The organism is Actinopolyspora xinjiangensis, assembly GCF_900104475.1.
Classification (GTDB): domain Bacteria; phylum Actinomycetota; class Actinomycetes; order Mycobacteriales; family Pseudonocardiaceae; genus Actinopolyspora; species Actinopolyspora xinjiangensis.
Window position 1 is genome coordinate 158,239 of the sequence record NZ_FNJR01000002.1, and the last position, 25,544, is coordinate 183,782.

General features: G+C 70.2%; 17 protein-coding genes and 1 pseudogene. 12 read left to right on the plus strand and 6 right to left on the minus strand.

The genetic code is table 11. The annotated features are described in order from the left end of the window. Nucleotides 1-153 precede the first annotated feature (153 nt). A complete protein-coding gene (locus BLQ75_RS03430; RefSeq protein ID WP_092597634.1) occupies nucleotides 154-471 on the minus strand; it encodes a hypothetical protein in 318 nt (105 codons plus the stop codon). A gap of 147 nt (nucleotides 472-618) precedes the next feature. Here BLQ75_RS03430 and BLQ75_RS03435 point away from each other — a divergent pair, with 147 nt between their 5' ends. Then, a complete protein-coding gene (locus BLQ75_RS03435) occupies nucleotides 619-1,410 on the plus strand; it encodes a 3-hydroxybutyrate dehydrogenase (protein WP_092597637.1) in 792 nt (263 codons plus the stop codon). A gap of 196 nt (nucleotides 1,411-1,606) precedes the next feature. Here BLQ75_RS03435 and BLQ75_RS03440 read toward each other — a convergent pair whose 3' ends face one another. After that, entirely contained in the window at nucleotides 1,607-1,915 is a 309-nt protein-coding gene (locus BLQ75_RS03440; protein WP_170837299.1) for a chorismate mutase, read from the minus strand. A 290-nt stretch (nucleotides 1,916-2,205) separates the two neighbouring features. On the opposite strand from BLQ75_RS03440, the gene pcrA reads away from it, so the two are divergent. Continuing rightward, nucleotides 2,206-4,650, plus strand: coding sequence for a DNA helicase PcrA (gene pcrA, locus BLQ75_RS03445; protein ID WP_092597640.1), 2,445 nt, complete (start codon nucleotides 2,206-2,208; stop codon nucleotides 4,648-4,650). A gap of 92 nt (nucleotides 4,651-4,742) precedes the next feature. Here the strand turns inward: pcrA and BLQ75_RS03450 are convergent, their stop codons facing one another. Then, nucleotides 4,743-6,341 carry an ABC transporter permease gene (locus BLQ75_RS03450; protein WP_092597643.1) on the minus strand — a complete coding sequence of 533 codons (1,599 nt, stop codon included), beginning with the start codon at nucleotides 6,339-6,341 and terminating at the stop codon, nucleotides 4,743-4,745. Beyond that, on the minus strand, nucleotides 6,338-7,264 hold the full coding sequence (locus tag BLQ75_RS03455; protein ID WP_092597646.1) for an ABC transporter ATP-binding protein: 927 nt from the start codon (nucleotides 7,262-7,264) through the stop codon (nucleotides 6,338-6,340). Before BLQ75_RS03455 ends, BLQ75_RS03450 begins: the two co-directional genes overlap by 4 nt. Before the next feature lie 397 nt (nucleotides 7,265-7,661). On the opposite strand from BLQ75_RS03455, the gene BLQ75_RS03460 reads away from it, so the two are divergent. Next, nucleotides 7,662-8,213 carry a GbsR/MarR family transcriptional regulator gene (locus tag BLQ75_RS03460; RefSeq protein WP_092597649.1) on the plus strand — a complete coding sequence of 184 codons (552 nt, stop codon included), beginning with the start codon at nucleotides 7,662-7,664 and terminating at the stop codon, nucleotides 8,211-8,213. A gap of 125 nt (nucleotides 8,214-8,338) precedes the next feature. On the opposite strand, the gene BLQ75_RS03465 is transcribed toward BLQ75_RS03460, so the two are convergent. Then, entirely contained in the window at nucleotides 8,339-9,085 is a 747-nt protein-coding gene (locus tag BLQ75_RS03465) for a M23 family metallopeptidase (protein WP_092597652.1), read from the minus strand. Nucleotides 9,086-9,773: 688 nt separating this feature from the next. On the opposite strand from BLQ75_RS03465, the gene BLQ75_RS03470 reads away from it, so the two are divergent. From BLQ75_RS03470 to BLQ75_RS03505, 9 genes and pseudogenes are all read left to right on the plus strand, one after another. Further along, nucleotides 9,774-11,543 carry a hypothetical protein gene (locus BLQ75_RS03470; protein WP_092597655.1) on the plus strand — a complete coding sequence of 590 codons (1,770 nt, stop codon included), beginning with the start codon at nucleotides 9,774-9,776 and terminating at the stop codon, nucleotides 11,541-11,543. 165 nt (nucleotides 11,544-11,708) lie between these two features. Beyond that, nucleotides 11,709-12,875 (plus strand): ADP-forming succinate--CoA ligase subunit beta, encoded by a 1,167-nt coding sequence (gene sucC, locus BLQ75_RS03475; RefSeq protein ID WP_092597658.1) that lies wholly within the window; start codon nucleotides 11,709-11,711, stop codon nucleotides 12,873-12,875. Between the two features lie 13 nt (nucleotides 12,876-12,888). After that, nucleotides 12,889-13,773: a succinate--CoA ligase subunit alpha gene (gene sucD / locus BLQ75_RS03480; protein ID WP_092597661.1), complete on the plus strand. Its 885-nt coding sequence runs from the start codon at nucleotides 12,889-12,891 to the stop codon at nucleotides 13,771-13,773. A gap of 214 nt (nucleotides 13,774-13,987) precedes the next feature. Next, nucleotides 13,988-14,848, plus strand: coding sequence for a DUF5336 domain-containing protein (locus BLQ75_RS03485; protein WP_170837300.1), 861 nt, complete (start codon nucleotides 13,988-13,990; stop codon nucleotides 14,846-14,848). A 200-nt stretch (nucleotides 14,849-15,048) separates the two neighbouring features. Then, nucleotides 15,049-16,626 (plus strand): cell division protein PerM, encoded by a 1,578-nt coding sequence (locus BLQ75_RS03490; RefSeq protein ID WP_092597664.1) that lies wholly within the window; start codon nucleotides 15,049-15,051, stop codon nucleotides 16,624-16,626. A gap of 337 nt (nucleotides 16,627-16,963) precedes the next feature. Further along, nucleotides 16,964-17,509, plus strand: a pseudogene (gene purN, locus BLQ75_RS24640) (phosphoribosylglycinamide formyltransferase); the annotation flags it as partial. A gap of 45 nt (nucleotides 17,510-17,554) precedes the next feature. Next, nucleotides 17,555-19,129, plus strand: a complete 1,575-nt coding sequence (gene purH, locus BLQ75_RS03495) for a bifunctional phosphoribosylaminoimidazolecarboxamide formyltransferase/IMP cyclohydrolase (RefSeq protein ID WP_211481161.1) — start codon at nucleotides 17,555-17,557, stop codon at nucleotides 19,127-19,129. 1,713 nt (nucleotides 19,130-20,842) lie between these two features. Beyond that, nucleotides 20,843-21,187 (plus strand): hypothetical protein, encoded by a 345-nt coding sequence (locus tag BLQ75_RS03500; protein WP_092597669.1) that lies wholly within the window; start codon nucleotides 20,843-20,845, stop codon nucleotides 21,185-21,187. A gap of 867 nt (nucleotides 21,188-22,054) precedes the next feature. After that, nucleotides 22,055-22,525: a universal stress protein gene (locus tag BLQ75_RS03505; RefSeq protein ID WP_092597672.1), complete on the plus strand. Its 471-nt coding sequence runs from the start codon at nucleotides 22,055-22,057 to the stop codon at nucleotides 22,523-22,525. A 118-nt stretch (nucleotides 22,526-22,643) separates the two neighbouring features. Here BLQ75_RS03505 and BLQ75_RS03510 read toward each other — a convergent pair whose 3' ends face one another. After that, complete coding sequence (locus tag BLQ75_RS03510) at nucleotides 22,644-25,478, minus strand: glycohydrolase toxin TNT-related protein (protein WP_092597675.1); 2,835 nt, start codon at nucleotides 25,476-25,478, stop codon at nucleotides 22,644-22,646. Nucleotides 25,479-25,544 lie beyond the last annotated feature (66 nt).

Genomic DNA, 25,544 nt, shown 5'->3' on the forward strand with positions numbered 1-25,544 from the left:
CGTTGTCACCACTGAAGCACACCACCGAGCACGTGGTGCTCGACCGGAGGAGTCGGCGCCGAGGTCCGGCCGCCGCCGCTCGTGCGGACCTCGCGGCACGAACCCCCGCACGCCACTGACGTTCGTCCGGCACGAGTGAGACGGCGGCGTTTCTCAGTACCGGCCGCCGCGGAAGTCGGATCGCGTGCTCCCCAGCGCCTTCAGCGAGCCCAGTCCCACACCGCCGCCGAGCAGGATCGCGAACACGTCTGTACCCACGCCTCCCAGCGACAGCAGCATCGCCAGCAGGCCCAGACCGAGCGCGGTTCCCGCCACGGGAGCCCGGCGGCGGGCGAACCGGGCCGCGGGCTCGCCACCGGGGCGTTTGCGCGCCGCCGACGACAACAGCGCCAGATACCCCGCGTGCCCAACCGCGGCCAGCAGCGCCACCAGGGTGACCACGAACGCGATCACATCGATAACCGTGCCCATGCGCCCAGTCTCCTCCGAACCGGCCCGCCGGGGCCACACCGAATCGGCACGCCGACGGTCGGAAACTCCCACGACCATCGGATGCCGCAGCGAATTGCCCCTGTGCGGACGTTGGATAGCGACCGAAATCACCTTTAGGTTGCAGGTATGGGTGACAGTTCGGCTACCGGGGCTCGGCCGTCCGCCGAAGTCACGGTGGACCTTGTGGGCAAGCGGGCGCTCGTGACCGGAGCGGGCAGCGGTATCGGGGCGGCCGTGGCGCGGAAGCTCGCGGCGACCGGGGCCGAGATGCTGCTCGTCGACCGGGTCGCCAAGTCCGTGGAGCAGGTCGCCGAGGAGACGGGGGCGTGCCACACCGTGGCCGATCTGTCCGAACCGGACACCGTCGCCGAACTGGGCGAGAACACCGACATCGTGATCAACAACGCGGGGCTGCAGTATGTGGCGCCGGTGCACCAGTACCCGCCGGAGATGTTCCAACTGCTGCTGACGGTCATGGTCCAGGCACCCTTCCGGATCATCCGAGCGGCGCTGCCCGGGATGTACCGCAACGGGTGGGGCCGGATCGTCAACATCTCCTCGGTCCACGGTGTCCGGGCCGCACCGCTGAAGAGCGCCTACGTCACCGCCAAGCACGGCCTGGAAGGGTTGTCCAAGACCGTCGCCCTGGAGGGAGCGGGGCACGGGGTGACCTCGAACTGCGTCTGTCCGGGCTACGTGCGGACCCCGCTCGTCGAGCGCCAGGTCAGCGAGCACGCGGTGCGCCACCGGGTTCCCAGGGAGCAGGTGGTGGAGGACGTGCTGCTGTCCCGCACCCCGATCAAGCGGTTGGTGGAGCCGGAGGAGGTGGCCGAGCTCACCGCGTGGCTGTGCGGTCCCTCCGCCGTGTCGATCACCGGTTCCTCGTTCGAGCTGGACGGTGGCTGGTCGGCGCAGTGAGGGCGATGAGAGGGAGGTGGCGCGCTGTCCGACACGCGCTCCTCACCGGTCGCGGGCCACGCCCGTGTTACGGCGTCCTGGGGTCGGCACGGCCGCTCGGCCGGCCGCTCGTCGAGCCGGGAGCCCCGGCGGGAGGCCGCGTTCGACGAGCGCGGCCGGATCCGAGGACGTACCGAGGGAGGTCGGAGAATTCCGGTCAGTGCCCCAACCTGCCGCGACCGAGCCGCAGCAGGATCATCGCCAGTTCCCGCCCCTCGGCCCCCAGTTCGCGGTAGCGCGCCAGCACGTCCATCTCCCTGTTGTAGACGATGCGCGGACCACCCTCGGCCATCCGCACCGCACCCACCTGGCGGGAGACCTCGGCTCGCCGCTTGATCAGCCGCAGGATCTCTTCGTCGAGGTAGTCGATCTCGTCCCTGAGTTCCTCGACCGAAACGCCGTCGGCGGGCCACTCGGAGTCGGGGGTTTCGGCACCGGTTCGATCGCTGTCCACGGTCGCGCTCACTTCGTCCTCCGGGTCGTCGGTCCCGGAATCCGACCCGGATGCGCAACTGCCCCGGGTTCGGAACTCCGGGGCATCGTTCTTGGAGCTTACGCAGCTACGGACGCCGGAGTCCCGCGCCCGTAGAAAAACTGACAGCTTCGCGTAAGCACACGGCCAGTCTGCCACATCCGGGATGAGCGCACCACCGCGCCAGGCATGGTTCGAAGGAGTGATGTCAGCGATGTCACGGCGAGGTGCGGAGGTCGGCTGCCCGTGGTGGCCCGGTTCCGAAACGGTACTCTGAACTACCGATGAGCACCCTGTTCGACACCGCAGCCGACGGCCCCGTCCACCCCGGCGGAGCTTCCTCCTCCGGCAACGGAAGCGGCCCGACCGGGACTTCGCCCGCGGGGGAACAGCTGGTGGCGGAGCTGAACCCGCAACAGCGCCGGGCCGTGCTGCACAGCGGATCGCCGTTGCTGGTGGTGGCGGGCGCGGGGTCGGGCAAAACCAAGGTGCTCACCCATCGCATCGCCCATCTGCTGGACCAGCGCGGGGCGCACCCGGGTCAGATCATGGCGATCACGTTCACCAACAAGGCCGCCGTCGAGATGAAGGAACGGGTGTCCGAGCTCGTGGGGCGGCGGGCGAACGCGATGTGGGTTTCCACGTTCCACTCGATGTGCGTGCGCGTGCTTCGCCGTGAGGCCAGGACGCTGGGGCTGTCCACCAACTTCTCGATCTACGACGCCGACGACTCGCGGCGGCTGATCACCCTGGTGGGCCGGGACCTCGAACTGGACTCCAAGCGGTACCCGGTGCGCACACTGGCCGCCCAGATCTCGAACCTGAAGAACGAGCTCGTCGATCCGGAGACCGCGGCCGAACGCGCGGGCAACGACATGGAGCGCAAGGTCGCCGAGGTCTACGCCGCCTACCAGCGGCGGCTGGCCGACTCCAACGCGATGGACTTCGACGACCTGATCATGCGCACCGTCGAGCTGCTGCGCGACCACCCGGCGGTGGCCGAGCACTACCGTCGCCGGTTCCGGCACATCCTGGTCGACGAGTACCAGGACACCAACCACGCCCAGTACGCCCTGGTGCGCGAGCTGGTCGGCACCGAGTCCGACGAGAGCGAGGTCCCGCCCGCCGAGCTGTGCGTGGTCGGCGACGCCGACCAGTCGATCTACGCCTTCCGGGGCGCCACGATCCGCAACATCGAGGAGTTCGAGCGGGACTACCCCGAGGCGGCCACGATCGTGCTGGAGCAGAACTACCGCTCCACCCAGACGATCCTCTCGGCGGCCAACTCCGTGATCCGCTCCAACACCGGCCGCAGGGAGAAGCGGCTCTGGAGCGAGGCGGGCGAGGGGGAACCGTTGGTCGGCTACGTGGCCGACAACGAGCACGACGAGGCCGCGTTCGTGGCCGCTGAGATCGACCGGCTCGTGGACTCCGGCGAGGCCACCTTCAACGACATCGCGGTCTTCTACCGCACCAACAACCAGTCACGGGTGTTCGAGGAGGTGTTCATCCGGCTGGGACTGCCGTACCGCGTCATCGGCGGGGTGCGCTTCTACGAGCGTCGTGAGGTGCGGGACGCGCTGGCCTACCTGCGGGTGCTGGACAACCCGGACGACACCGTGAGCCTGCGCCGGATCCTCAACGTCCCCAAGCGGGGGATCGGTCAGCGTGCCGAGACCGTGCTGGCCGAGTACGCCGAGCAGGAGCGCATCTCGTTCGGTGCCGCGCTCCGGCACGCGGCGCGAGGCGGGATCGAGCGGCTCAACTCCCGCTCCGCCCGCGCCGTCGCCGGTTTCATCGAGCTGTTGGACGAGTTGCGCGAGGTGGCGGCCGACAACGACGTGGCCGAGGTGCTGCGCACCCTGCTGGAACGCACGGGTTACCGGGGCGAACTGGAAAGCAGCGAGGACCCGCAGGATGCATCCAGAGTGGACAATCTGGACGAGCTGATCAGCGTGGCCCGGGAGTTCGGTGACACGCGCGCCGCCGCCCAGGAGAACTCGGAGTACACAGCGGACGGTTCCGGCGGAGGTGCGGGCGAGGCCGAGAACCCGTTGCCGGACGACTCGATCGGGGCCTTCCTGGAGCGAGTCTCGCTGGTCGCCGACGCCGACGCGCTGCCGGAGAACGGCGACGGTCTGGTCACGCTCATGACGCTGCACACGGCGAAGGGGCTGGAGTTCCCGGTCGTGTTCGCCACCGGATGGGAGGACGGAGTCTTCCCGCACACGCGTGCGCTGGGCGACTCGCAGGAGCTGTCCGAGGAACGCCGACTGGCCTACGTCGGTATCACCCGCGCCCGGCGGAGGCTGTACCTCTCCCGCGCGCTGATGCGTTCGGCCTGGGGACAGCCCGTCACCAACCCGGCTTCGCGGTTCATCACCGAGATACCGCAGCACCTCGTGGAGTGGCGCAAGCTGGAGCCGGAACGCTCCGCACCGCGCGAGCTCGGCGGCTGGGGTGCTCGCGGCGGCTCGGACTCCGGGTCGGGAGGTCCGGCCGGTTCGGGCGAGCGCGGCTCGCGCGGCGGTGGCAGCACGTCGAACTGGAAGAACGCCGTGCCGATCAAGCTGGAGGCGGGCGACCGGGTCAACCACGACAAGTACGGGCTGGGCACGGTGATCTCCACCGAGGGCGAGGGAGCACGGGCCACGGCCAACATCGACTTCGGCGACTCGGGAACCATCCGGCTCATGCTCATCGGCAGCGTGCCGCTGGTGAAGCTGTAGTCCCCGGCGGCGGGCGCGGGGACCGTCGCTCCGGCGCGGGAGCCCGGCGTGGCCCCGGGCCCCGCTGCCGCGAGATCCCGGGGCGCGGGGTTTCAGACCACGTCGCGCCGCCGGTACGCGGCGATCCCGACCGCCGCCAGCGACACCGCCGTCGCGGTCAGCGTGAGCAGCGGTGCCGAGGCGAACTCCTCGGTGGGCAGGGTCGGTACGTGCGCGAAGGGCGAGATGTCCGAGGCCCAGTCCGGCAGCCGCAGCAGCGGTCCGAACATCCCGACGAACACGATCCCCGCCAGCGCCAGCCAGCTCAGGCCGCTGAGGGCGGGCAACACCCCGAACAGCAGGGTGGCCAGTCCCGCGAGCACCCACACCGCCGGCAGGTAGGCCAGCGCCGCGCCCAGCACCCGTGGCGCGTCGTCCGGGTCCCCGCTGATGCCCGCGTGGACCAGCCCCGCTCCGAGGCCGGCACCGCCCATCACCAGCACGCTGCCGAGCAGCGTGGCCGCCAGACTCGACAGCGCCCACCGGGAACGGCTCAGTGGTGTGCCGCCGAGCAGGGGTTCCACGCGCCCCGCCGACTCCTCGGCGCGCAGCAGCCCGGCCGACTGCAGCGCGAACCCACCGGCCACCATTCCCATCAGCGAGAGGTACGTGGCGATCATCGTCTCCGCGGAGTCCCCGGCCGCGCCCGCCTGTGAGAAGTAGCGCCGGGCCATCTCGTTCTCCGCGACGAACTCCGCCGCCTGCTCGCCTATCGCTCCCACGAACGCGCCGAACAGCACATACCCGACCGTCCAACCCGTCAGCACGCCGCGCTGGAGTCGCAGCGCCAGCGCGAACGGGCCGGAGAGCAGGGGAGAAGCGGCGACTCGTCCGCTCCGCCCCCGCATCAGTCCCGCGCCCTCGTCGCGCTTGGTTCGCAGCAGGAAGGCACCGGCGATCAGCACGGCGGTCAGCGCCACGCCGAGCGACAGCGGCCACCAGGTGTCGTCGACGTAGGCGCGGGTCCGCTGCGCCCAGCCGACCGGGGAGAACCAGGAGAGCGTGCCGTCACCCAGGTCGCCCGCACCGCGCAGCGCGTAGCTCACCGCCAGCAGACCGGCCGCCACCCCGCTCGCGGCGCGGCCGTGTTCCACGAGCTGCGCGGTCACCGCCGCCACGGCGGTGAAGACCGTGCCCACCATGGTCAGCCCCGCCGCGAACAGCAGGGATCCGGCGGTGCTCACCCGAGGTAGCACGACGGGTAGCGCGGAACCGATCACCGCCCCGAGCGCCAGGTTCACACCGAGAACGGTGACCAGCGCCGCGGTCAGCGGCGCGTGCCTGCCGACCACTCCCGCCCGCAGCAGCTCGGCCCTGCCGCTCTCCTCTTCGTGACGGCTGTGCCGGACCAGCAGCAGGATGCTCATCAGCGCGATGAGCACCGCCGTCATGCCGCCCATCTCGTTGGCCAGCATCGCCCCGTAGGTGTAGTCCTGTCGCCCGAAGCCGGGACCGGTCAACACCACTGTGGCGGGGTTGTCCATGAGGGAGGCACGGGCCTGCCTGTCGGCGGCGGAGTCGTATGCCACCGGGAAGGTGGACGCGCTGCCCAGCAGGAACACCGCCACCCCTACGATCCAGACGGGGATGCGCACCCGGTCCCTGCGCAGGATCAGCCGTACGAGCGTCCCCGTGCCGCGCAACGTGCTCATCGGGAGGCTCCTTCCCGCGTGGTGGTCTCGGGCCGCTGTTCGTAGTGCCGCAGGAACAGCTCCTCCAACGTGGGGGGCTGGCTCGTCAGGCCGCGCACTCCTCCGGTGGTGAGTCTGCGCAGCACCTCGTCCAGGGCCGGGTTGTCCACTTCGCACCGGACGTGGGTGCCGTTGATCTCCAGCTTGTGCACGCCGGGCAGCTCGGCCAGCCCCTCCGGGACGGTAGTGAGCTCCGCGCTGACCGAGGTCCGGGTCAGGTGCCGCAGTTCGGCCAGGGTCCCGGACTCCACGGCGCTGCCTTCGCGGACGATGGTCACCCGGTCGCACAGCGCCTCGACCTCGGACAGGATGTGGCTGGACAGCAGGATGGTGCGTCCCTCGCGCCGTTGCTGCCGGACGCATTCCCGGAAGGTCTCCTCCATCAGCGGGTCCAATCCCGAGGTGGGTTCGTCCAGCACGAGCAGTTCGGGTTCGGCGGCCAGCGCGGCCACCAGCCCGACCTTCTGCCGATTCCCCTTGGAGTAGGTGCGTGCCTTCTTGCGCGGATCCAGGTCGAAGCGCCGCAGCAGGTCGTCCTTGCGCCGCTGGTCGAGGCCGCCGCGCAACCGCCCCAGCAGGTCGATGACCTCGCCGCCGGAGAGGTTCGGCCACAGGGTGACGTCACCGGGTACGTAGGCGACCCTGTGGTGCAGTTCGGTGGCGTCGCGCCACGGGTCACCGCCGAGCAGGTGTGCCTCGCCGGAGTCCGCACGCAGCAGGCCGAGCAGGATTCTGATCGTGGTGGTCTTGCCCGCGCCGTTCGGGCCGAGGAAGCCGTGCACTTCACCGGTGCGCACGTTCAGGTCCAGCCCGTCCAGCGCGCGGTTCGGGCCGAAGTCCTTGGTCAGGCCGGAGGTGGTCACGGCCGAGGGCTCGGAGTTCATCCTGACTCCTTCGGATCGGAGTGGGGGGAGGTGCGTCGGTGCCGGTCACCGCCGCGGCGGATCGGAGTCCGCCGTCCGCTCTCCCGCCAGGGAGGAGTACAGCCGTTTCACACGGCGGTCCGCCCTGTCGGATCCAGTGCTGGCGATCGTGCGTACCACGTTTTATACGGTACACAACTTTCACAAATCTGTGAACAGAGTGAAGTACTCAGGGGTGACGCCGTGGCTCGCCGCGCGGTCCGCCCTCCGGCGAAGCGACCCGCTTCGAAGCGGTCGGTGGTGGGCTTCCCGGCGCGCCGAAGCGTTGCGTTAGACTGTCTTCACAAAGCTGTGAAATTTAGTAAATATATGAATCAGTCGTTCGACTGATGCGCCGAGCGAGTGCGGGAGGTTCCGGATGTCCGAGACCACACCGAGTCCCGCACCCGAACCGGGGAATCCTGGGTCCGGGAGTGCCGCGGGGCGCGACGAGCGGGAGGTGGCCCGCTTCGTCGAGCGGTTCGCGTTGAACCTGACCGAATCGGGGTTCCCCCGCATGGCGGCCCGCGTGTTCGCGCGGGTGCTCGTGGCGGACGAGGGATCGTGCACCGCTGCCGAACTCGCTCATTCGTTGCAGGTCAGCGCGGCCGCGGTTTCCGGAGCGGTGCGTTATCTGATCCGGGTCGGGCTGCTGTCACGGGAGAGGGAACCGGGCAGGCGCCGTGACCACTACCGGGTCAGCGACGACATGTGGTACGAGGCTTTCGCGCAGCGCGACAGTCAGTTCCTGCAGTGGGAGGCCACCCTCCGCGAGGGCGTGGCGACGCTGGGGCCGGACACCAGCGCCGGTGCGCGTCTCGACGAGACCCGCAGGTTCTTCGAGTTCCTCCGCGCGGAGCTGCCCCGGCTCATGGAGAAGTGGCGGGCGCACCACCGCGATGCTCCCGGGAGCGGTGCCGGGGGGTCGTGACGGCGCTCGCTCACGCGGTCGTCGCGGGGGGTTGATCGGTCGAAGGGGCGGCGATCCCGTTCGCGAGGAGCCTCCGGTGCTCCCCGCGAACGGGCCCGTGGTCCGTCCACAATGCAACGAGGTTGTCAGCTGACGTAGACCCCGCGCTCGTTGAGCCAGGGCAGCGGATTGATCTTCGTGCCGCTGGGATCCCAGATCTCGAAGTGCAGATGGGTTCCCGTGGAGAAACCGCGGTTGCCCATCGTGGCGATCTGCTCGCCGGCCTCCACGTGCTCGCCCACGTTCGCGGTGATGCTGTTGACGTGACCGTAAACGCTGATCGTGCCGTCCGAGTGCTGCACGCGCACCCACAGGCCGAAACCACTGGCCGGGCCGGCTTCGATCACGGTTCCCTCGGCCACGGACACGATCTTGGTGCCCTTGCTGTTGGCGATGTCTATTCCGTAGTGGGTGGTGCCCCAGCGGCCTCCGAAGCCGGAGGTGAACGTGCCCACGGTGGGAGCGACGTAGTCGGGCTGGCGCGCCTCGCGCAGCGCCTCCTCGCGGGCCTGCTCGACCCGCTGGCTCTTGGCGAGCTTGCGCACCTCGTCGTTGGTGTCGGTGGTGCGTGCCACCGGCAGGATCTCGGGGGCCGGTACGGCACCGCCGACGCCGGCACCGTCGGAACCCCTGGTCGTTCCGCCGACCTCGGTCGTTCCGGGCTTGGTGCCGTCGGAGACCGAACCCAGCGACGCCGCCGCGTTCTGTCCGGAGGCCAGCGGCGTGTGATCCTCCTGCGGACCCTCGGGCTTGTCCTGCTCGGAGGCCATGGCCTGGCCGGCCGCGGCGAACGCGCCTGCGGCGACGGCGGCGACCACGATCCTGCCCCGCATTACCGACGGCGGAGTCGGGGTGCGTTGTCGGCGCGGTTTATCCGATGTGGACTCTTCTTCCGAGGCGGTCTGTTGGGCGGGGGTGTTTCGTTGACCGCCGGGGGAGCGGTGTCGAGTCAATGCTTGACCTTCCGTCTCGGGGAGCCGGATCACTGGGCCGGGCGGGGGACCCGGACCGGTCGGGGTTAACCGGTAGATGTCCCTGTTCGTGATCTGACTGTGACAACGGACGTCGGGACATTAACCAAGGAACGCCCCGAGGGGCAAATCCCGATCTTCGTATCGATTCCGTTGCGCTTTCCGGGTGCCGGGAGGTGTCCTCCCGCACGTGTCGGCTCGTTCGGCTTCGTCGAGCGGGGTGCGTATCGTCGCTGCCTGCGTTTTCGGCGTGGACGCCAACGCTCCTCCCGGGCTTCGCCTTTGGGCACAGTGGATTCTCAAGGGTTGCCTCGGAAAGACGCTCGGTGTCATAAGTCACATCGAAACATGTCCGTGATCGGTGGTTGGAACCAGGTCGTTCGAGTGACGAGATCACGGGATGGACACTGTCGGTGCTCCAAAAACCACCACTCGTCCTCGCAGCGTCGCGATGCTTCCGTGGCAACATCCCTCGTTCGGAGGTTTCCGTGTTCACAGCGTCGTTCGGGGCGAGACCGGCGAGCGGGGCGCGAATTGCTAGCGTCGTCACGTGAACGCCCGTTTCGGCAGTGAGACCGGAGACGATTCCGCCACCACCACCGAGTCCGAACGCGCGGACGGAGCGATCCCGCGGGCCACATCGGACGGTTCCGGCGCGAACCAACCGTCCGGATCGCGACTCGCCTGCCTGCTGGCGCTGGTGGGAGCGGTGGTTTCCGGTGCCGCTCCCTTCCTCGGCGTCGTCACTCCCTCGACCCCGTCCGCCTACCCCTCCGGGGTGTTGCTGGTGGTGCTCGGTTCGCTGCCCGCCGCTTCGGCGGCGCTGCTCCTGCGAGCCGACCGACCGTCCGCCGCGCGTGCGGTGTTGTTGGCCACGGCCGCCGTGTTCGCCGCCGACCTCCTGGGGGCGCTGCAGCTGCTGGTCGAACCCGGGCTGTCCTCCCGCCCCGAACTGCTGATGCGAGAGGGGCTGCGGCCGTTGCGTCCGGCCGCGGGCAGCTGGCTGCTGCTGTCCGGGCACGCGGCGGTGGTGCTCGCGGGAGTGCTCGCCCTGCTCACCCCAACCGGAGAACCCTCGCACGGCGAGCGCGGAGCGAGCGGTGACAGGCAGCCGCTCTTCGTGCTCGTGCTGTGTTTCGCCGCGGCGGGAGCGTGCAGCGCGCTGCTGCCCGCGTTCCGCTCGCTGGATCCGTTCGTCGTCTCCCACGGGCTGTGGACCGCCCCGCCGCCGGTGTTCCTCGGGAAGCTGCTGCTGGCCGTCGTGATCCCGGTGGCAGCCGGTATCGCTGTAAGCTCGGCCGATCCCGAGGTCGGACGCGGCGGTCTCCTCGGGCTGGCCACGAGCCTGGCCGCCACCACCGTGCCGGTGCTGCCCGCCGTGCTGCTCGACCCCGAGCTGCTGATCGGCTGGGGACTCGGTTTCGGGCTCGTGGCGCTCCTCGGGCTGGCCGTGCTGTCCGTCCCGGTGGGCCGGACAGCGGGACCGGCCGAGTCCGCTCGGGCCGAGGTCTCGTTGCCCGCCCACACCGGGCTGTCGGTTCTCACCGGGGCGCTCGCCGCGCTCGGCGGCGTACTCGCGGTCGTCGCCTGCCTGGTGCCGCAGTTACGCACCCCCGAACGCGTGATCGGATTCGGGGCCAACCACGATCTGCTGCCACTGCTGCTGGCCGGACTCGTCCAGCTCGTGCTCGGCCTGCCGCTGCTGCGCCCCGGCGTGCTGGCCCCCAGAGCGGTGCTCGGCACCGCCTGGGTCGTCGTCCCGCTGGCCGCCGCGGCCGACCTGGACACCGTGCTGCGTTTCGCCGGGGGGAGTCGGCTGGAACTGGCTCCGACGGGCGTCTGGCTCACCGTCGCCGCCGTGGTGCTCACCTGCTGCGCGGCGGTGTGCGACGCGGTGGCGGGCGCGACCGAGCGCGACGAGGTGGACCTCAGCGAGATCTCCCCCGACCGCTCGTTGCTGCCGCCCACCGTGCTGACCGGTCTGCTGGTCGTGGCGGCCTTCGGGTTTCCCGTCTTCCGGACCGCGGACTACGACGCGCCGGGGCTGTTCACCGGCTTCGGCATCGCTTCCTGGGGGCTGCTCACCGCGTTGCTGGTGGTTCTGGGAGCTCTGGCGCTGGTTCCGGTCTCCCGAGGCGCACGGGCCGTCGCGATGCTCCTCGGGTGTGCGCTGGTGCTGGCTTTCCGGGCCTCGCTGGCGTCGTTCGCCGCGCCGGCCGGGAGCGAGGGATTCGTCCCCGGGCTCGGGTTGTGGAGCGCGTTGGGAGCCGTGGTGGCCGCCGTGGCGACGGCGGTACTGGTCGCTCGCCGCGACGGATGATGTGAGTTTGACCGCTTCCCCCCGCCGCCCCACCGGAGGGCCGGGCGGAAATCGCCAGGTTGGGGGCCGTTGCGGGTGAGCGAGTTCACCGGATGCGCTGCCCCGATCGTTCTCGCAGGTCGATATGGTTACCGGAGTCCGACACCGACGTCGCAGGAGAGTCGCGTGGACCTGTACGAGTACCAGGCGAAGGAGATCTTCGCCGCCCACGGAATACCGACACTGCCCGGTTCCGTGGCCACCGATCCCAACGGGGCCAAGGCAGTGGCGGAAGAGCTCGGCGGACCTGTGGTCGTCAAGGCGCAGGTCAAGGCCGGCGGTCGGGGCAAAGCGGGTGGCGTCAAGCTGGCCGAGAACCCCGACGAGGCCCGAACCAAGGCGGAAGCGATTCTCGGGCTCGACATCAAGGGCCACACCACCCGCCGAGTGCTGGTCACCGAGGCCTCCGACATCGCCGACGAGTACTACATGTCGTTCCTGCTGGACCGTGCCAATCGCAGCTTCCTCGCGATGGCCTCGGTCGAGGGCGGCATGGAGATCGAGGAAGTAGCGGCGACCAAGCCGGAAGCGCTGGCCAGGATCCCCATCGACCCGATCCGGGGTGTGGACGAGGCCAAGGCTCGCGAGATCGTCGAGGCCGCGAAGTTCCCGGCCGAGATCGCCGACCAGGTCACCGACATCGTGGTGCAGCTCTGGGAGGCCTTCGTCGCCGAGGACGCCACGCTGTTCGAGATCAACCCGCTGGTCAAGGACCCGCAGGGCAAGGTCATCGCGCTCGACGGCAAGGTCTCGCTCGACGACAACGCCTCGTTCCGGCAGGCCAAGCAGGCCGAATACGTCGACGAGGGCGCCGAGGACCCGCTGGAGGCCAAGGCCAAGGCCAAGGACCTCAACTACGTCAAGCTCGACGGTGAGGTCGGCATCATCGGAAACGGTGCCGGTCTCGTGATGTCCACCTTGGACGTGGTGGCCTACGCGGGCGCCGATCACGACAACGTCAAGCCCGCCAACTTCCTCGACATCGGCGGCGGCGCTTCCGCCGAGGTCATGGCGGCCGGGCTGGACGTCATCCTGGGAGACCCGGACGTGAAGTCCGTCTTCGTCAACGTCTTCGGCGGTATCACCGCGTGTGACGCCGTCGCCAACGGGATCGTCCAGGCGCTGAAGATGCTCGGCGACGAGGCCGGCAAGCCGCTGGTGGTTCGCCTCGACGGCAACAACGTCGAAGAGGGCAGGCGAATCCTGGCCGAGGCCGACCACCCGCTGGTCACGTTGGTCGACACCATGGACGGCGCGGCCGACAAGGCCGCCGAGCTGGCTGCGGGCAAATAAGGGGCGATCCGCTGTGTCAATTTTCCTCAACGAGAACAGTAAGGTCATCGTCCAGGGCATCACCGGTTCGGAAGGCACCAAGCACACCGCTCGGATGCTGCGTTCCGGGACGAACATCGTCGGCGGCGTCAACGCCCGCAAGGCGGGACAGTCCGTCGAGATCGAGGGCCACCAGCTGCCGGTGTTCGGAAGCGTCGAAGAGGCGATGAAGGAGACCGGCGCCGACGTGTCGGTCGTGTTCGTCCCGCCCAAGTTCGCCAAGGACGCCGTGGTCGAGGCCATCGACGCCGAGATCGGGCTCGCCGTGGTGATCACCGAGGGAATCCCGGTGCACGACTCGGCCTACTTCTGGGCGCACGCCAACGCCACCGGGAACCGGACCCGCATCGTCGGGCCGAACTGCCCGGGTGTGATCTCTCCCGGCAAGTCCAACTCGGGGATCATCCCGGCGGACATCACCGCCGGTGGCAAGATCGGGCTCGTGTCCAAGTCCGGCACGCTGACCTACCAGATGATGTACGAGCTGCGTGACATCGGCTTCTCCACCTGCGTGGGCATCGGCGGTGACCCGGTCATCGGCACCACCCACATCGACGCGCTGCGCGCGTTCGAGGACGACCCCGAGACCGAGGCCGTGGTGATGATCGGCGAGATCGGCGGTGACGCCGAGGAGCGCGCGGCCGAGTACATCAAGTCGAACATCAGCAAGCCGGTCGTCGGCTACGTCGCGGGCTTCACCGCTCCCGAGGGCAAGACGATGGGCCACGCCGGTGCGATCGTCTCCGGTTCCTCCGGGACCGCGCAGGCCAAGAAGGAGGCCCTCGAGGCCGCCGGGGTCAAGGTCGGCAAGACGCCGAGCGAGACCGCCAAGCTCATGCGCTCGATCATCAACGGCTGAGCGCCGGAGCACCCACAACGGCCACTCGCGCCCGGCTCCCGAGCGGAGCCGGGCGCGAGTGCGCTCCAGGCCGTTTCGGCGGGGCACGTGGTGCTCGTGACGGCCTGGTCGCGGTTCGGTAACGTCGGCCTTCGAGGCTCCGCCGCCACCCCTTTCGGTGAGCGACTCGGATGTGGAGCCGTCTCGCACGATCCCCGGTCAGGATGGAGTTCCCATGTCCGCGCCCTATCCGCCGCCCCAGCAACCGGCTCCGCCCGGCACGGCGAAGTCCCAGCTGGACACGAAGTCGATCCTCGCCCTGGTGGCGGCGGGCATCGGAGCGCTCGGCTGGCTGTTCGGTTTCTTCGCTCCCGCGATCAACTCGATACTCGGCGGGCTTCCCGGCCTCGGTTTCATGCTCGTCGCGTTGCTGGCGGCCATGCGGTTCCTGCCCAAGGGTCCGGACACGCTGTTCGTCGCGGCCCCGCTGGCGGTGTACACGGCGCTGTCGATGCTGCAGAACGTCATCGTCGCCGGACTGTCGGGTTCGGGCGGTTCCATCGCGGGCTGGGCCATCGTGCTCATGCTGCTGGCCCTGTTACAGGCGGCGGCGGTGATCGCGTTGCTGCTGCTGGAACAGGAGATCGTCACCGCCCCCGCGCTGGGCGACGGAGCGGCCCGAGCGGTTACCCAGCAGGTGCGGCCGCAGCCGGGACAGCAGACGGGCCCCTACGCGCAGCCTTACCCCGGCCAGCCGCAGCCGGGTGGCTGGAACCCGCAGAGCGGACCGCAGCAGGGGTACCCGCCCCAGCAGCCCGGCCAGCCGCAGCAGGGGCAGCCCCAGCCCGGTCAGCCCCAACCCGGTTGGACTCAGCAGTCGGGCGGGTTCGCTCCGGGACAGCCGCAGCCACCCCACCAGGCGGGGCATCCCCAGCCTCAGCCAGGGCAGGCACCGGGCAACCCTTACGAGCAGCCACCCGCGCAACCCGGACAGGGTGCTGCCGGGCAGCCCCAGCAGGAACAGCGCGCGGATCCCAGCGGTGGTCCGCAGGGGACGCAGCAGATGCCGTCCCCCAATCAGAATCCGCCCTCCTGAGGACGAGCCGGTTCCCGGGCCGACGAGGAGCTCGGGGACCGGGCCGTATCTCGAGAGAGCCGGGAGATCGGGCCGTGCGAACGTGGTTTCCCCGGCTGTGTGCCGGTTCGAGGCGCCGGAACTCCTCGCTTCACCCGTCAGAGTGAGTCGGCGGCGCGTCGTGCGTTCGATCCGTCGGGGTCGCTGTCACATTCGGCCACGTGACGGCACTCGATTCCTCCACGGTCGAGAATTCCGAGCCACCCGCTCGGCAGCGGCGCCGCGCGATCCGAGGGTCACTGCTCTCGGCGGTACTGGTGATACTCGCCTGCTACCTCCTAGTCGTCGCGCTGCTGGCGTTCGTGGTCTCCACCGCCACCGCCGCCGAGTTCGTCCCCTCGGGGGTGCTGCTGGCGGCGGTTCCCGGCTGGCTGGCCGCCTTCCAGGTGCCGCTGACGGTCACCGGCTCACCCCTCAGCGCGTTACCGCTGTTACCGACGCTGCTCTGCGTGCTGCTCGTCGCCAGGTCCTCCCGGCGAGTGGCCAGGCGCCACCGGCTGCGCAAACCGGCGCAGGCGCTTCCGGTAGTGCTGGTGATGGGAATGAGCCACGCCGTGTTCGGCACCGTGCTGGCCGTGGCCCTCGAAGAGCTGCGGGCCCCGGTGCGGGTGGTCCCCTGGCAGGCGTTCTCCTGCTGTGGCCTGCTCGCCGCCTGTGCCGCGACGGCGGGACTCGCCGACCGCTGCGGGCTGCTCTACCAGCTGTGGCAGCACGTTCCCGGGGACGCGTGGTACGCCGTGCGAAAGGGGCTGCTCGGCAGCGCCGCCGTGATCGGTACCGGCGCCGCCGTGTTCGGCGTGGCCGTCTGCCTGGCGCTGCCCAGGATGCACGAGCGATCGGTGGAGCTGGGTGGACTCGGCGACGCGGCGGGGGCCGCGCTGCTCGCGCTGTTGTACCTGCCCAACGCGGTACTGGGGGCCTGGGCGTTCGTCACGGGCGGCGGTGTCTCCTTCGGAGGCTCGGCCGTCACCCCGCTGAGTACGGCACCGGACGCGTTACCGTCGGAACTGCCGTTGTTGGCAGTGTTTCCTCCCGAACCACCCGCGAACTGGACAGCCGCGCTGTTCGCCGTGCCGGTCCCGCTGGGCGTGCTGCTCGGCTGGAGCTGCCGGAACCTGTCCGAGCGGAGCCGGGACAGGCAGCACCTGGTGCTGTTGGCTGTGTTGTTGGTGACGCTGTCCGTCTCGATACCTGCCGTGCTCTCCGGGGGGCGATTGGGCGGGGAGTACGGCCCGTTCTCGCTCCGTCCGCTGCCGCTGGCCGCCACGACCTTCGCCTGGTTGGCGCTCCCGGCGCTGCTGACGTCCCGGCTGGCCGGGCGGCGTGACGCGGACGTCGTCGAACCGGTGGACGTCGCCGCCGTGTCGGACACCGGTGTGTCCGACGTCGATCCGGTCGCGGCGGTCGTCGAAGCGACGGACGGGGAATCCGGCGGTGACGCGGCCGTCGAGCACGCCGGGCCCGCGACTGACACCGAGACTGCGATGGGCCCCGGTGAAACCCCTGATCAGGGGGAAGTTGAATCGTCCGAATCAGACGAATTCCGGGAGGGGGACCCGGCCGCGGAGTCCGAAGCGGTGGAGCCGGAAGAACCCGGTTCGGAGGCCGAACCCGTGTTCCCGCCGGAGTTCCCCGAGGACTCCGCCGGAGAGGACGAGCCGCTCGCGGAGGGGGCAGACGACGAGCACTCCGGCTCGGTTCCGGAGCTTTCCGCGACCTCCTCCCAGAACTCGGGATAGCCGAACCCGTCGAATTCTCCCGGTCCGCCGGCCCGCACGGCACCTGCCGTGGGGCGGACCGGGGAGCGGGACGGCGATCGAGGTGGGAGTTCGCCGTCCTCGCGGGGCCGTGCACCACGTGCCCGCGCCTGAGTGCTGGACCACTCGGGCGGGACCTGCTGGCGAAGATCGCGAGCGGGGCGCCTAGTCTGCGTGTGGCATTTCGTCAGCGCGACACCCACCAGGCCGTCATCAGGAGTGCACACTGAACTCCCCCCTCCCAGCCGCCGCGGAAACCGACAGTCCGAGGGAATCGGATCCGGAGGTCAGAAGGTTCCGGCCCTCCCGGCCAGTGCGCGTGGTCGTTCTGGTGTCCGGCTCCGGCAGCCTGCTGCAGGCGGTGCTGGACGCCGCCACCGACCCGAACTACCCGGTCCGGATCGTGGCCGTGGGGGCGGACCGCTCCGGTACGACGGGACTGGAGCGTGCCGACAGTGCCGGGATACCCACCTTCACCTGCCGGGTGTCGGACCACCCGAACCGGGAGGAGTGGGACCGCGCCCTGGCCGAGGAATGCGCCGCCCACCAGCCCGATCTCGTGGTCTCCGCCGGGTTCATGAAACTCGTGGGTCCCGACTTCCTGGCACGGTTCGGTGGCCGTTATCTCAACAGCCATCCGGCCCTGCTGCCGTCCTTCCCGGGGATGCACGGTGTGCGGGACGCGCTGGAGTACGGGGTCCGGGTCACCGGCTGTACCCTCTTCGTCGTCGACGAGGGGGTGGACACCGGCCCGATCCTGGCGCAGCAGGCGGTCGAGGTGCTGCCCGGTGACGACGAGGAGAGCCTGCACGAGCGGATCAAGGCCGTGGAGCGGCGAACGCTGGTGCGAACGCTGGAACGGCTGGCAACGCACGGTTGGACCGTGCGGGGACGAAAGGTGAGTATCGGGGTGACCGCGAACTCGCAGCAACAACGGCGACCCGTACATCGCGCGTTGATCGGCGTCTCGGACAAGGCCGGCTTGCTGGAGCTGGCCACGGGGCTGCACGCGGCCGGTGTGGAGATAGTCTCCACCGGCGGTACGGCACGCACCATCTCGGCCGCCGGAGTTCCGGTAACGCCGGTCGAGGAGCTCACGGGTTTTCCGGAGGCTCTGGACGGCCGGGTGAAGACGCTGCACCCCCGGGTGCACGCCGGGCTGCTGGCCGACCAGCGCAAGCCGGAGCACGTCGAACAGCTCGCCGAGCTCGACATCTCCCCGTTCGACCTGCTTGTGGTCAATCTCTACCCGTTCAACCGGGCGGTCGCCTCCGGTGCCGCGCCGGAGGAAGTGGTGGACAACATCGACATCGGTGGTCCCGCCATGGTGCGGGCGGCCGCCAAGAACCACGCGAACACGGCCGTGGTCGTCGATCCGAACAACTACGAGTGGGTGGTCGAGCGGGTTCGCGCGGGCGGCTTCAGCGAGGCCGAGCGCGCGGAACTCGCGGCCGCCGCGTTCCGGCACACCGCCTCCTACGACGTCGCGGTCGCCGGCTGGATGACCGGCCGAACCGCCGCCGAGGAGGAGACGTTCCCGGGATGGTCGGGTGAGACCTGGGAGCGCCGCAGCGCGCTCCGCTACGGTGAGAACCCCCACCAGCCCGCCGCGCTGTACGTCTCCGGCGGCGAAGCGGTGGGGCTGGCCGCCGCGGCGCAGCTGCACGGCAAGGAGATGTCCTACAACAACTACGTGGACGCCGACGCGGCCTGGCGCGCCGCCCACGATCACCGGCGGACCTGTGTGGCCGTGGTCAAGCACGCGAATCCGTGCGGGATCGCGGTCTCCGATGCCGACGACGTCGCCGAGGCGCACCGCAAGGCCCACCAGTGTGATCCGGTCAGCGCTTTCGGCGGGGTGATCGCGACCAACCGCGAGGTCTCGGTCGCCATGGCCGAGCAGATCGCCGAAGTGTTCACCGAGGTGGTGGTCGCTCCCGGCTACGCCGAGGGCGCGCTCGAGGTGCTGCAGCGCAAGAAGAACGTGCGGATCCTGACCGCGCAGCCGCCGCAGTCCGGGCGCGTCGAGATGCGGGCCATCTCGGGTGGCCTGCTGATGCAGGGGGCCGACGAGATCGACGCCGACGGCGACGACCCGTCGAACTGGACGCTCGCCTGCGGGGACCCCGTGGACGAGGCCACCCTGCGGGATCTGGAGTTCGCCTGGCGCACGTGCCGGGCGGTGAAGTCGAACGCCATCCTGCTGGCCGACGACGAGGCCACGGTCGGTGTCGGGATGGGACAGGTCAACCGGGTGGACTCGGCCCGGCTGGCGGTCTCCCGCGCCGGGGAGCGCGCCGCCGGTTCGGTGGCGGCCTCGGACGCGTTCTTCCCCTTCCCCGACGGCCTGCGGGTGCTGCTGGACGCGGGGGTGCGCGCGGTCGTGCAGCCCGGTGGTTCGGTGCGCGACGAGGAGGTCACCGAGGCCGCCCGCGCCGCCGGTGTTCCGCTGTACCTGACCGGGACCAGGCACTTCGCGCACTGATCGGAGGTCTTCGTCTCCGGCAGGGCCCTGTCGGTATCCGGTCGGACCGTTCCCGGCGGTGCCGAGAACGAAGGAGCCCGGAGCTCGTAGCCGATCCGCCCCCCGGCGGTGGTTCGGTGTGCGACCGCCACCGGGGCGGCCGGGGTGACCGTTTCCCACGGGTCCTGCCGGATTCCCACGGGTCCCGCCGAAGTCACCTCGGCGCTGGCTCGTTCCTCGACGGGAAAGTAACTGAGCCGGGTCGCCGAGCGGCGGTTCCCGGCCATCGCCCGGCCGGGCGAACAGCGGGTGTTCCTCCCGGTTCCGCCGGACACGACCGGCCGGGTCGGCCACCCGGCCGGTCGTCGGAAGGGTGGCCGACCCTCGTACTCGACGCTCTCCCGGTTCGGCCGGTCGCTCGGCGTCAGCTGCCCGAACTCGTGCACCGGTTCCGGAGCCAGGGAGGTCGAGGTCCTCGGAGCCGGGACCGCGAGAGCGCTGCCTCCGTGTGGTCTGCCGCGTCCCCTTCCGGCCAGGCCGTTCCCGGTGGCAGCGGCGCGTCACCGCCGAAGCGGGGGAGCGTCGGTGGCCGTCCCGTCCGATTCCGGAGTTCACCGCGACCCCGGTGTCCGCGTGAAACTCGTTGTCCGCTCGGCCAGCGAGGTGTCCACAGGCTCGGTCAAGTTCCTGAGCACGCGTTCGCGTCGCCGTTCCGACTCGATCATGACTCCAATCTCGCACTCACCCCCGACAGAACCGGGTTCGTCGAGCTCGTGATCCGGTAGCTCTTCGTCGGGCGGTGCGTCGCCGGTCTCTCACCGTGGCTTCGGGACAGATCCGGTTCTCGTGACCCGCCCCGTGGCCGTGAGGGCCACATGTGAGACCGCGAGTCCGTGGGAAGCGGTGGCGTCCAATCCGACAGAGCTCCGGATGCCGTAGCGGCCGGTCAGCGGAGGCTCTTTCCGAATCGGACTCCGCTGTCGCGAGCGCTGTTCCGTTCCGACGGATTCGAACGCGCTGTTCGATCACCTGTTCGAATGATCGTATTGACGTGCCCGCCGTGACGCGGTTTACTGGAGTAGTTCGAACAGGGGTTCGACCGCGGTCGGTTCGAACACGGTGACGGGGTGGCCGGCGTCGGGGGTCGGCCACCGCGACGACGCGGTGTCGCGTTTCGGCGGATGCCGTGGCGGCGTGGGGCGAGTGGTGCACCTCCGTCGCGTGCTCACCGCATCGGGCAGCGGGAGTCCGGTGCGCGCACGCGGCCACTCCTCCGCGTCGCGGTGTCACCGTTCCGGTGGACGGATCGCCACGGCTTCCGGGGTGTCCGTGGCGATCCGTCAGTCCACTATGGATCATGTCGTGGCCGTTCCGAGGGCTGTCCGAGGGACGGTGGAGGGGAGTGGACTCGAACAGGGTTCTTCCGTCGCGCGACGGTCGAGCTGTGTTCCGCTGCGAGAATGCCGCGTTCCCACACGAGGGTCGCCACACGAGGTCCGGGGCGGCGCGCGTGTTCGGGCCCTAGTGCCCGGCTGTTACGGGCAGGGCGGAACTTCGGGAGTTGATACCACGCTCACCGAGGTCAGTGGGCTCCTCTCGTTTCACCGGCGTCGTTTCCCGTGGAGACTCGCTTTTCCCCGTTTCACCGGTCACGATGGGGATACGTACTGGAGCGGTCGTAACGGGTAGCGACAGTTTTCCGGGGTGCTCCGACAGCCCCGGCGGGGAGAACTCATGACCACGCGGACACGCACCACCTGGCTGGTCACCGGGGTGGCCGTCGTCGGAGTCACGCTGATCGCGGCACTTTTCGCGGTTCCGAAACTCGTCGGCTCGGTCACGGAGAAGCGGAAAACGATCGCGCGTGGCACTCAGCCGCAGCTCACCCGGAGCCACGTTGTCCAACCGTCGCGGCACACCGACGAGTACTGGACCGAAAAGCGCATGCGCGAGGCGGAACCAGCGGGTCCGGTCGCGATCAGTCCGGTCCCGTACGGCGAACTGGCCGCCAGCGCCGGGATTCTCGTCCTCGCGGGTGGGACGATCGTGTGGCTGCTGTGGCGGCAGCGGCAGGGTTGAGATTCGGCCCGTCGATTGTGGAACCGCTGGTAGCGGCAGGACATCACCTGCCGTGGGCTCCGCTCGTCCTCGGGCGGTGGTGACTCGGTGACGAGTTCCCGGAGCGGAAAGCTGGCTGACTTCGCCCGACAGTCGCCCCTTCCTCCGCGGCAGCGAGACTTCCCCTCGAGCCACCGCGCGCAACCACGGCGTCCCGCTCCAGCGGTAGCCCGCAGTGCCCGTAGCCGTGGAGCGGTGAGCGTGCACACCCGGCTGTCGCACCGGATGCGGGACTCTCGCGGTGGACGAGGTCGTGTCTCGGCCACGCTGAGCGACTTTCCTCCTCGCGCGGGGCGCGGCCGTCCGGTGCTCAGCGGAGGAGACGGTTCGAGTGCTGACCGGAACCCCTTTTCCGGCTTTCCGGGAGAGTAGTGCGGAAGTCGACTCCGGCACCTCGGGGCGCACTTCGCTCGACCCACCGGCTCCCTACGGGTGACCCACGAGCGTGCCGGCGCCGTCGCACCGATTCGGGTGTGTTTTTCCCCACTTCGAGCGGTTCGGGAGGTCCAGCTGAGATTTCCCATCCGGTTCTCCGGCCCGGAGATCCCAGTGTTCGGGAGGAATCCTCGGCGATCCGTCACCCTCGAAGCGCCGTCGCTCCGGGGGCCGCGAAGCGCGCGGAGGTATCGTGGTGGTGGTCCCTTATGGATGAGGCAGCCGCCTGAGCTGGGAATCACGGCCGAGTCCGGCGAGCTCACCGAGGGTGCGGTGCCGTTCGGTCTCCTGCCCTCCCGGCCGCCGGGGAGGCGTCATAGCCGCGGCCGCACCCGCCGCGCGCGTGCGCGGCACCGGCCCGAACCGGACACGTCAGGCAATTACCATCCAAGCGTGGCCGAAGGCGACTCCAATGATCAGCCGGAACCGAGTTTCGAGATCGGTAAGGACGGGCTGGGCGGCATAGTCGTGGGACTCGACGGCAGCCCGGCGAGTTTTCACGCCGCCGCGTGGGCGGCCGGACTGGCACGGCGGGAGCGGGCTCGCCTGGTGCTCGTCTATGTCGAGGCCGTCGGTGGAGTCGCCTACTGGTCCCCGATGGGGGTGGCGGTGGCCAGCGAAGCCGCCGAGGGGCTCGTGGAGGATCTCAAGCAGGAGATCGTCAACCATCTGAAGTGGGTGGACATCGACTGGGACTTCGTGCACCACCGCGGTGATCCGGCGGTCGGTCTGGAACAGGTCGCCGAGCAGTACCGGGCCGATCTGATCGTGGTGGGACGCTCCCGCAGGCGTGGGGGCCTGCTCGGCACCGTGCCCGCCACGCTCGTGGTCGAAGCGGTTCGGCCCGTGGTCGTCGTTCCCTGAGCGGTTCGCCGCCGCCGATCTCCGGGGAGGGTTCGCCGAAGCTTCCCCGGCCGGGTGCCCTGCCACGGCGACCGTGGGCGGGCACCCGACCGCGACCTCGACGGCGGACCGCGTCGCGTCAGCCCTCCATCGGAGGGCGGGGCGCCTCGTCCCCGGGGAGGGCGACCAGCGTGCCGTCCCCGAGCAGTTCGTTCACCGAGGCTGGCAGTACGTAGGCCGTTCCGCCACCGGGCTGTTCGAACCACGGCACGGCCGTGCCGGACAGCACCTGCACGGGGCGCTGTACCCGGTAGGCGAAGTAGTTGCGCCCGGCCCACTGCGGTGGCAGCGAACGCTGGTTGTAGGGCGTGCGGATCGCGTACATGACGTTGCCGTCCGGATCACCGAACCGGTCCAGCTCGGCTCCCGGCTGCAGCACCGTGTTCTGCCTGTTGCGGTACAGCGTCAGCGGTGGCTCACCGCGCAACGGCTGAATGGGCTGGTCCGCACCGGTGGGACCGGCTTGGGGCTGTCCACCCGGGATCTGGCCGTTCGGAGGGGCCTGCGGTTGCCCGCCTGCCGGTTGCCCTCCCGGCGCGTACCCGCCGGGTACCTGGCCGGGCTGTTGTCCGGGCCCGGGCTGCCCCGGTGCGGGTTGGCCCATCGGTCCACCCGGGACACCCGGCTGCTGTGGTCTCGCCTGCGGGTTCGGCGCTGCGGGCGGTGGAGGAGCCCCTCCCGGAGGTACCGGGCCGGGATGCTGTCCCTCCTGACCCGGTGCGGTCTGCGGAGGCTGCGCACCGGCCGCCGGTTGCGTTCCCGGCGGTGGTCCCGTCGGTTGCTGCGGCTGTTCGGGTTGCGCGGCCGGTCCCTGTCCCGAGGTGTCCGGCTGTGGTGCCGGACCGGGCTGCTCGGGCTGGTCGGAGCTCCCGGGGCGTTTCGGCAGCGGTGGGGGCATCTGTCCGGGCGGGGGAGTGGCGCCGGGGGTGTCCTCGACGACGGGGGTCTCCCCCGTCCGGAGTGGGGAGTCCTCCGGTGCGGGTTGCGGCGGTGCCGCATCGGCCGGCCCCGGAACGGACTCGGGGGTGGGATTCTCCTCGGAAGGCGTCGAGCCGGGCTCGTCGTGCTCCGGACGTGCCTCGGTGGCGGTGAACAGGAAGTTGCCGTCCTGGCTCGGGGAACTCCCGCCCTCGGCACCCGGAGTGCGTCGAGGAAGGTCCCCGAGCGGGGACGCGTCCGCCCGCTGTGGCTCGGGCTCCGGGGCCGTGCTCGGCTCGGACGGGGCCTCCTCGGTGGGAAGCAGCTCCTCGGAGTCGGACGGAGAATCCGTGAGCCGCTGCTCCTCGCGCGGGTCCGGAGCGGTCGGCTCCGGTGTGGACCGGAGATCCGGTTGCGACGACGCGGCGACCCGCTGCTCACCGGGCTCGTTGAGCAGCAGGCTTCCCAACAGGTACGCGCAGGCCTGCTCCGGACGTGCGAAACGTATCGGCTCGCCGTCCCCGGCGGGCGGCGCCACCACCCAGTCGGCCGCCTCGTCGAACAGCGACCACACCGACTCGGAACGCTCGCCCAGCCGATAGTCGTTCGTGTCGAGTCCGAGCTCGTCGAGCCGTTGCCGGAACTGGCCGAAGATTATCGCCGGGTCCTCTTCGAGCTCGTCGCCGAGGTCGTGCCGGGTAGCGGTGACCACCTCGTCGGGGGAGCTCGTCTCCCAGCGCTGCTCCTCGTCGTCGGGTCCGGCCTCGTCGTTCCTCGGTTCCGGGGAGTCCTCGGAGTCGAGCGGCGTTCCCTCGGCGGGAGGCTCCGGCACCGGGGCGACGCTCGCCCCGTTGGTCCGCTCCTCCAGGACCGGGTGGTCGTACGGTCCCGCGCCTTCGCCGTGCACCGGCTGTCCGTCGAAGTGCGCCCCCGGCGGAACGGGATCGCTCGCGGGAGCGGCGGTCACGACCTCGGTGGTGGTGGTGGGATGGTCGTCGGCCCCCTCCCACCACTGTGCCTGTTGATCCGGTCGTTGCTCGTCGTTGTCGAGCTCCCGCTCCTCTTCGGCCTCTTCGGCGTCGCGCGCGGCTTCCTCGGCCGCTTCCCTGACGGCGGGGTCCAGATCCGCCACGTTGAAACCGTTGGAGCGGACGTGCTGGAGCAGTTCCGGTTGCGGGGGGACCCCGTACTGCGAGAGGTAGTAGGGGACGGCGGTGGGCCACACCCAGGAACCGTCGCTGTGCCAGCTGTCCGGGATCGCTTCCGAGCGGTTCGGGTCCAGCCGGTCGGGGGTGTGGTGCTCGGCGGCCAGCACGACCGGGGCGTTCTCCAGGTAGCGCCGCAGCGGCTCGGCCTCCTGCGGCGCCAGCGGCGGCCTGCCGTGCACCAGGGGACGTCCCTGTTCGTCCTCGTCGTCGAACACGCGGGCGACGATCAAGCCGGGCCGCTCGCCCGACTCCTCGCCGGGGTCCGCGGCGCTGACGGTGGGCGATGGTGGGGCGGGGTGCTCGGCGGTGTTCGGCGGTACCTGCCGCTCGTCCGGAGCGGCGCCGGTTTCCGGTGTACGGCCCAGCCGTGCGCTCATCCACTCCGGGATGTTGTCCTCGGAGCGCGGGTAGCGATTCAGCTCCTCGACGTAGGCCTCGGCGGGCAGCGGCTGCGACCACTGCGGTTCCTCGTCGAAGTTGATGTCGATGCGGTAACTCGACGGTCGCTCCACTGTGTACAGCGCGCTTAGCCAGGTGCCGACGTCGGGCCGGTACATGCCCTCGCGGAGATGTCCGAAGATCCCGTTCAGCTCCTCCGGCGGCTCCCAGGGGCGGCTGGTGCCGTCCTGCGAGGTCACTTCCGCGAGCAGGTCGTGGTACTCACCCGTGGCGCGGTACTCCACGGTTATCTGCTGCCAGTCCTCGGGGGCCTCCTGTAGCAGCAGGACCCCGATCCTGCGTGCTATCTGTTCCTGCTCTTCCGGGCTGATCGCTGTCGGGCGCGACATGGGTGTCATCCTCCCCCTCTCAACCGGGCCCTCCGACTCCACCCCACCTCGACGTTACTCGATCGT

What these genes read in the sequence shown, in the direction of transcription:
- BLQ75_RS03430 (WP_092597634.1), bottom strand. Translation starts at nt 471, where the DNA reads ATGGGCACGGTTATCGATGTGATCGCGTTCGTGGTCACCCTGGTGGCG.
- BLQ75_RS03435 (WP_092597637.1), top strand. Translation starts at nt 619, where the DNA reads ATGGGTGACAGTTCGGCTACCGGGGCTCGGCCGTCCGCCGAAGTCACG.
- pcrA (WP_092597640.1), top strand. Translation starts at nt 2,206, where the DNA reads ATGAGCACCCTGTTCGACACCGCAGCCGACGGCCCCGTCCACCCCGGC.
- BLQ75_RS03450 (WP_092597643.1), bottom strand. Translation starts at nt 6,341, where the DNA reads ATGAGCACGTTGCGCGGCACGGGGACGCTCGTACGGCTGATCCTGCGC.
- BLQ75_RS03455 (WP_092597646.1), bottom strand. Translation starts at nt 7,264, where the DNA reads ATGAACTCCGAGCCCTCGGCCGTGACCACCTCCGGCCTGACCAAGGAC.
- BLQ75_RS03460 (WP_092597649.1), top strand. Translation starts at nt 7,662, where the DNA reads ATGTCCGAGACCACACCGAGTCCCGCACCCGAACCGGGGAATCCTGGG.
- BLQ75_RS03465 (WP_092597652.1), bottom strand. Translation starts at nt 9,085, where the DNA reads ATGCGGGGCAGGATCGTGGTCGCCGCCGTCGCCGCAGGCGCGTTCGCC.
- BLQ75_RS03485 (WP_170837300.1), top strand. Translation starts at nt 13,988, where the DNA reads ATGTCCGCGCCCTATCCGCCGCCCCAGCAACCGGCTCCGCCCGGCACG.
- BLQ75_RS03500 (WP_092597669.1), top strand. Translation starts at nt 20,843, where the DNA reads ATGACCACGCGGACACGCACCACCTGGCTGGTCACCGGGGTGGCCGTC.
- BLQ75_RS03510 (WP_092597675.1), bottom strand. Translation starts at nt 25,478, where the DNA reads ATGTCGCGCCCGACAGCGATCAGCCCGGAAGAGCAGGAACAGATAGCA.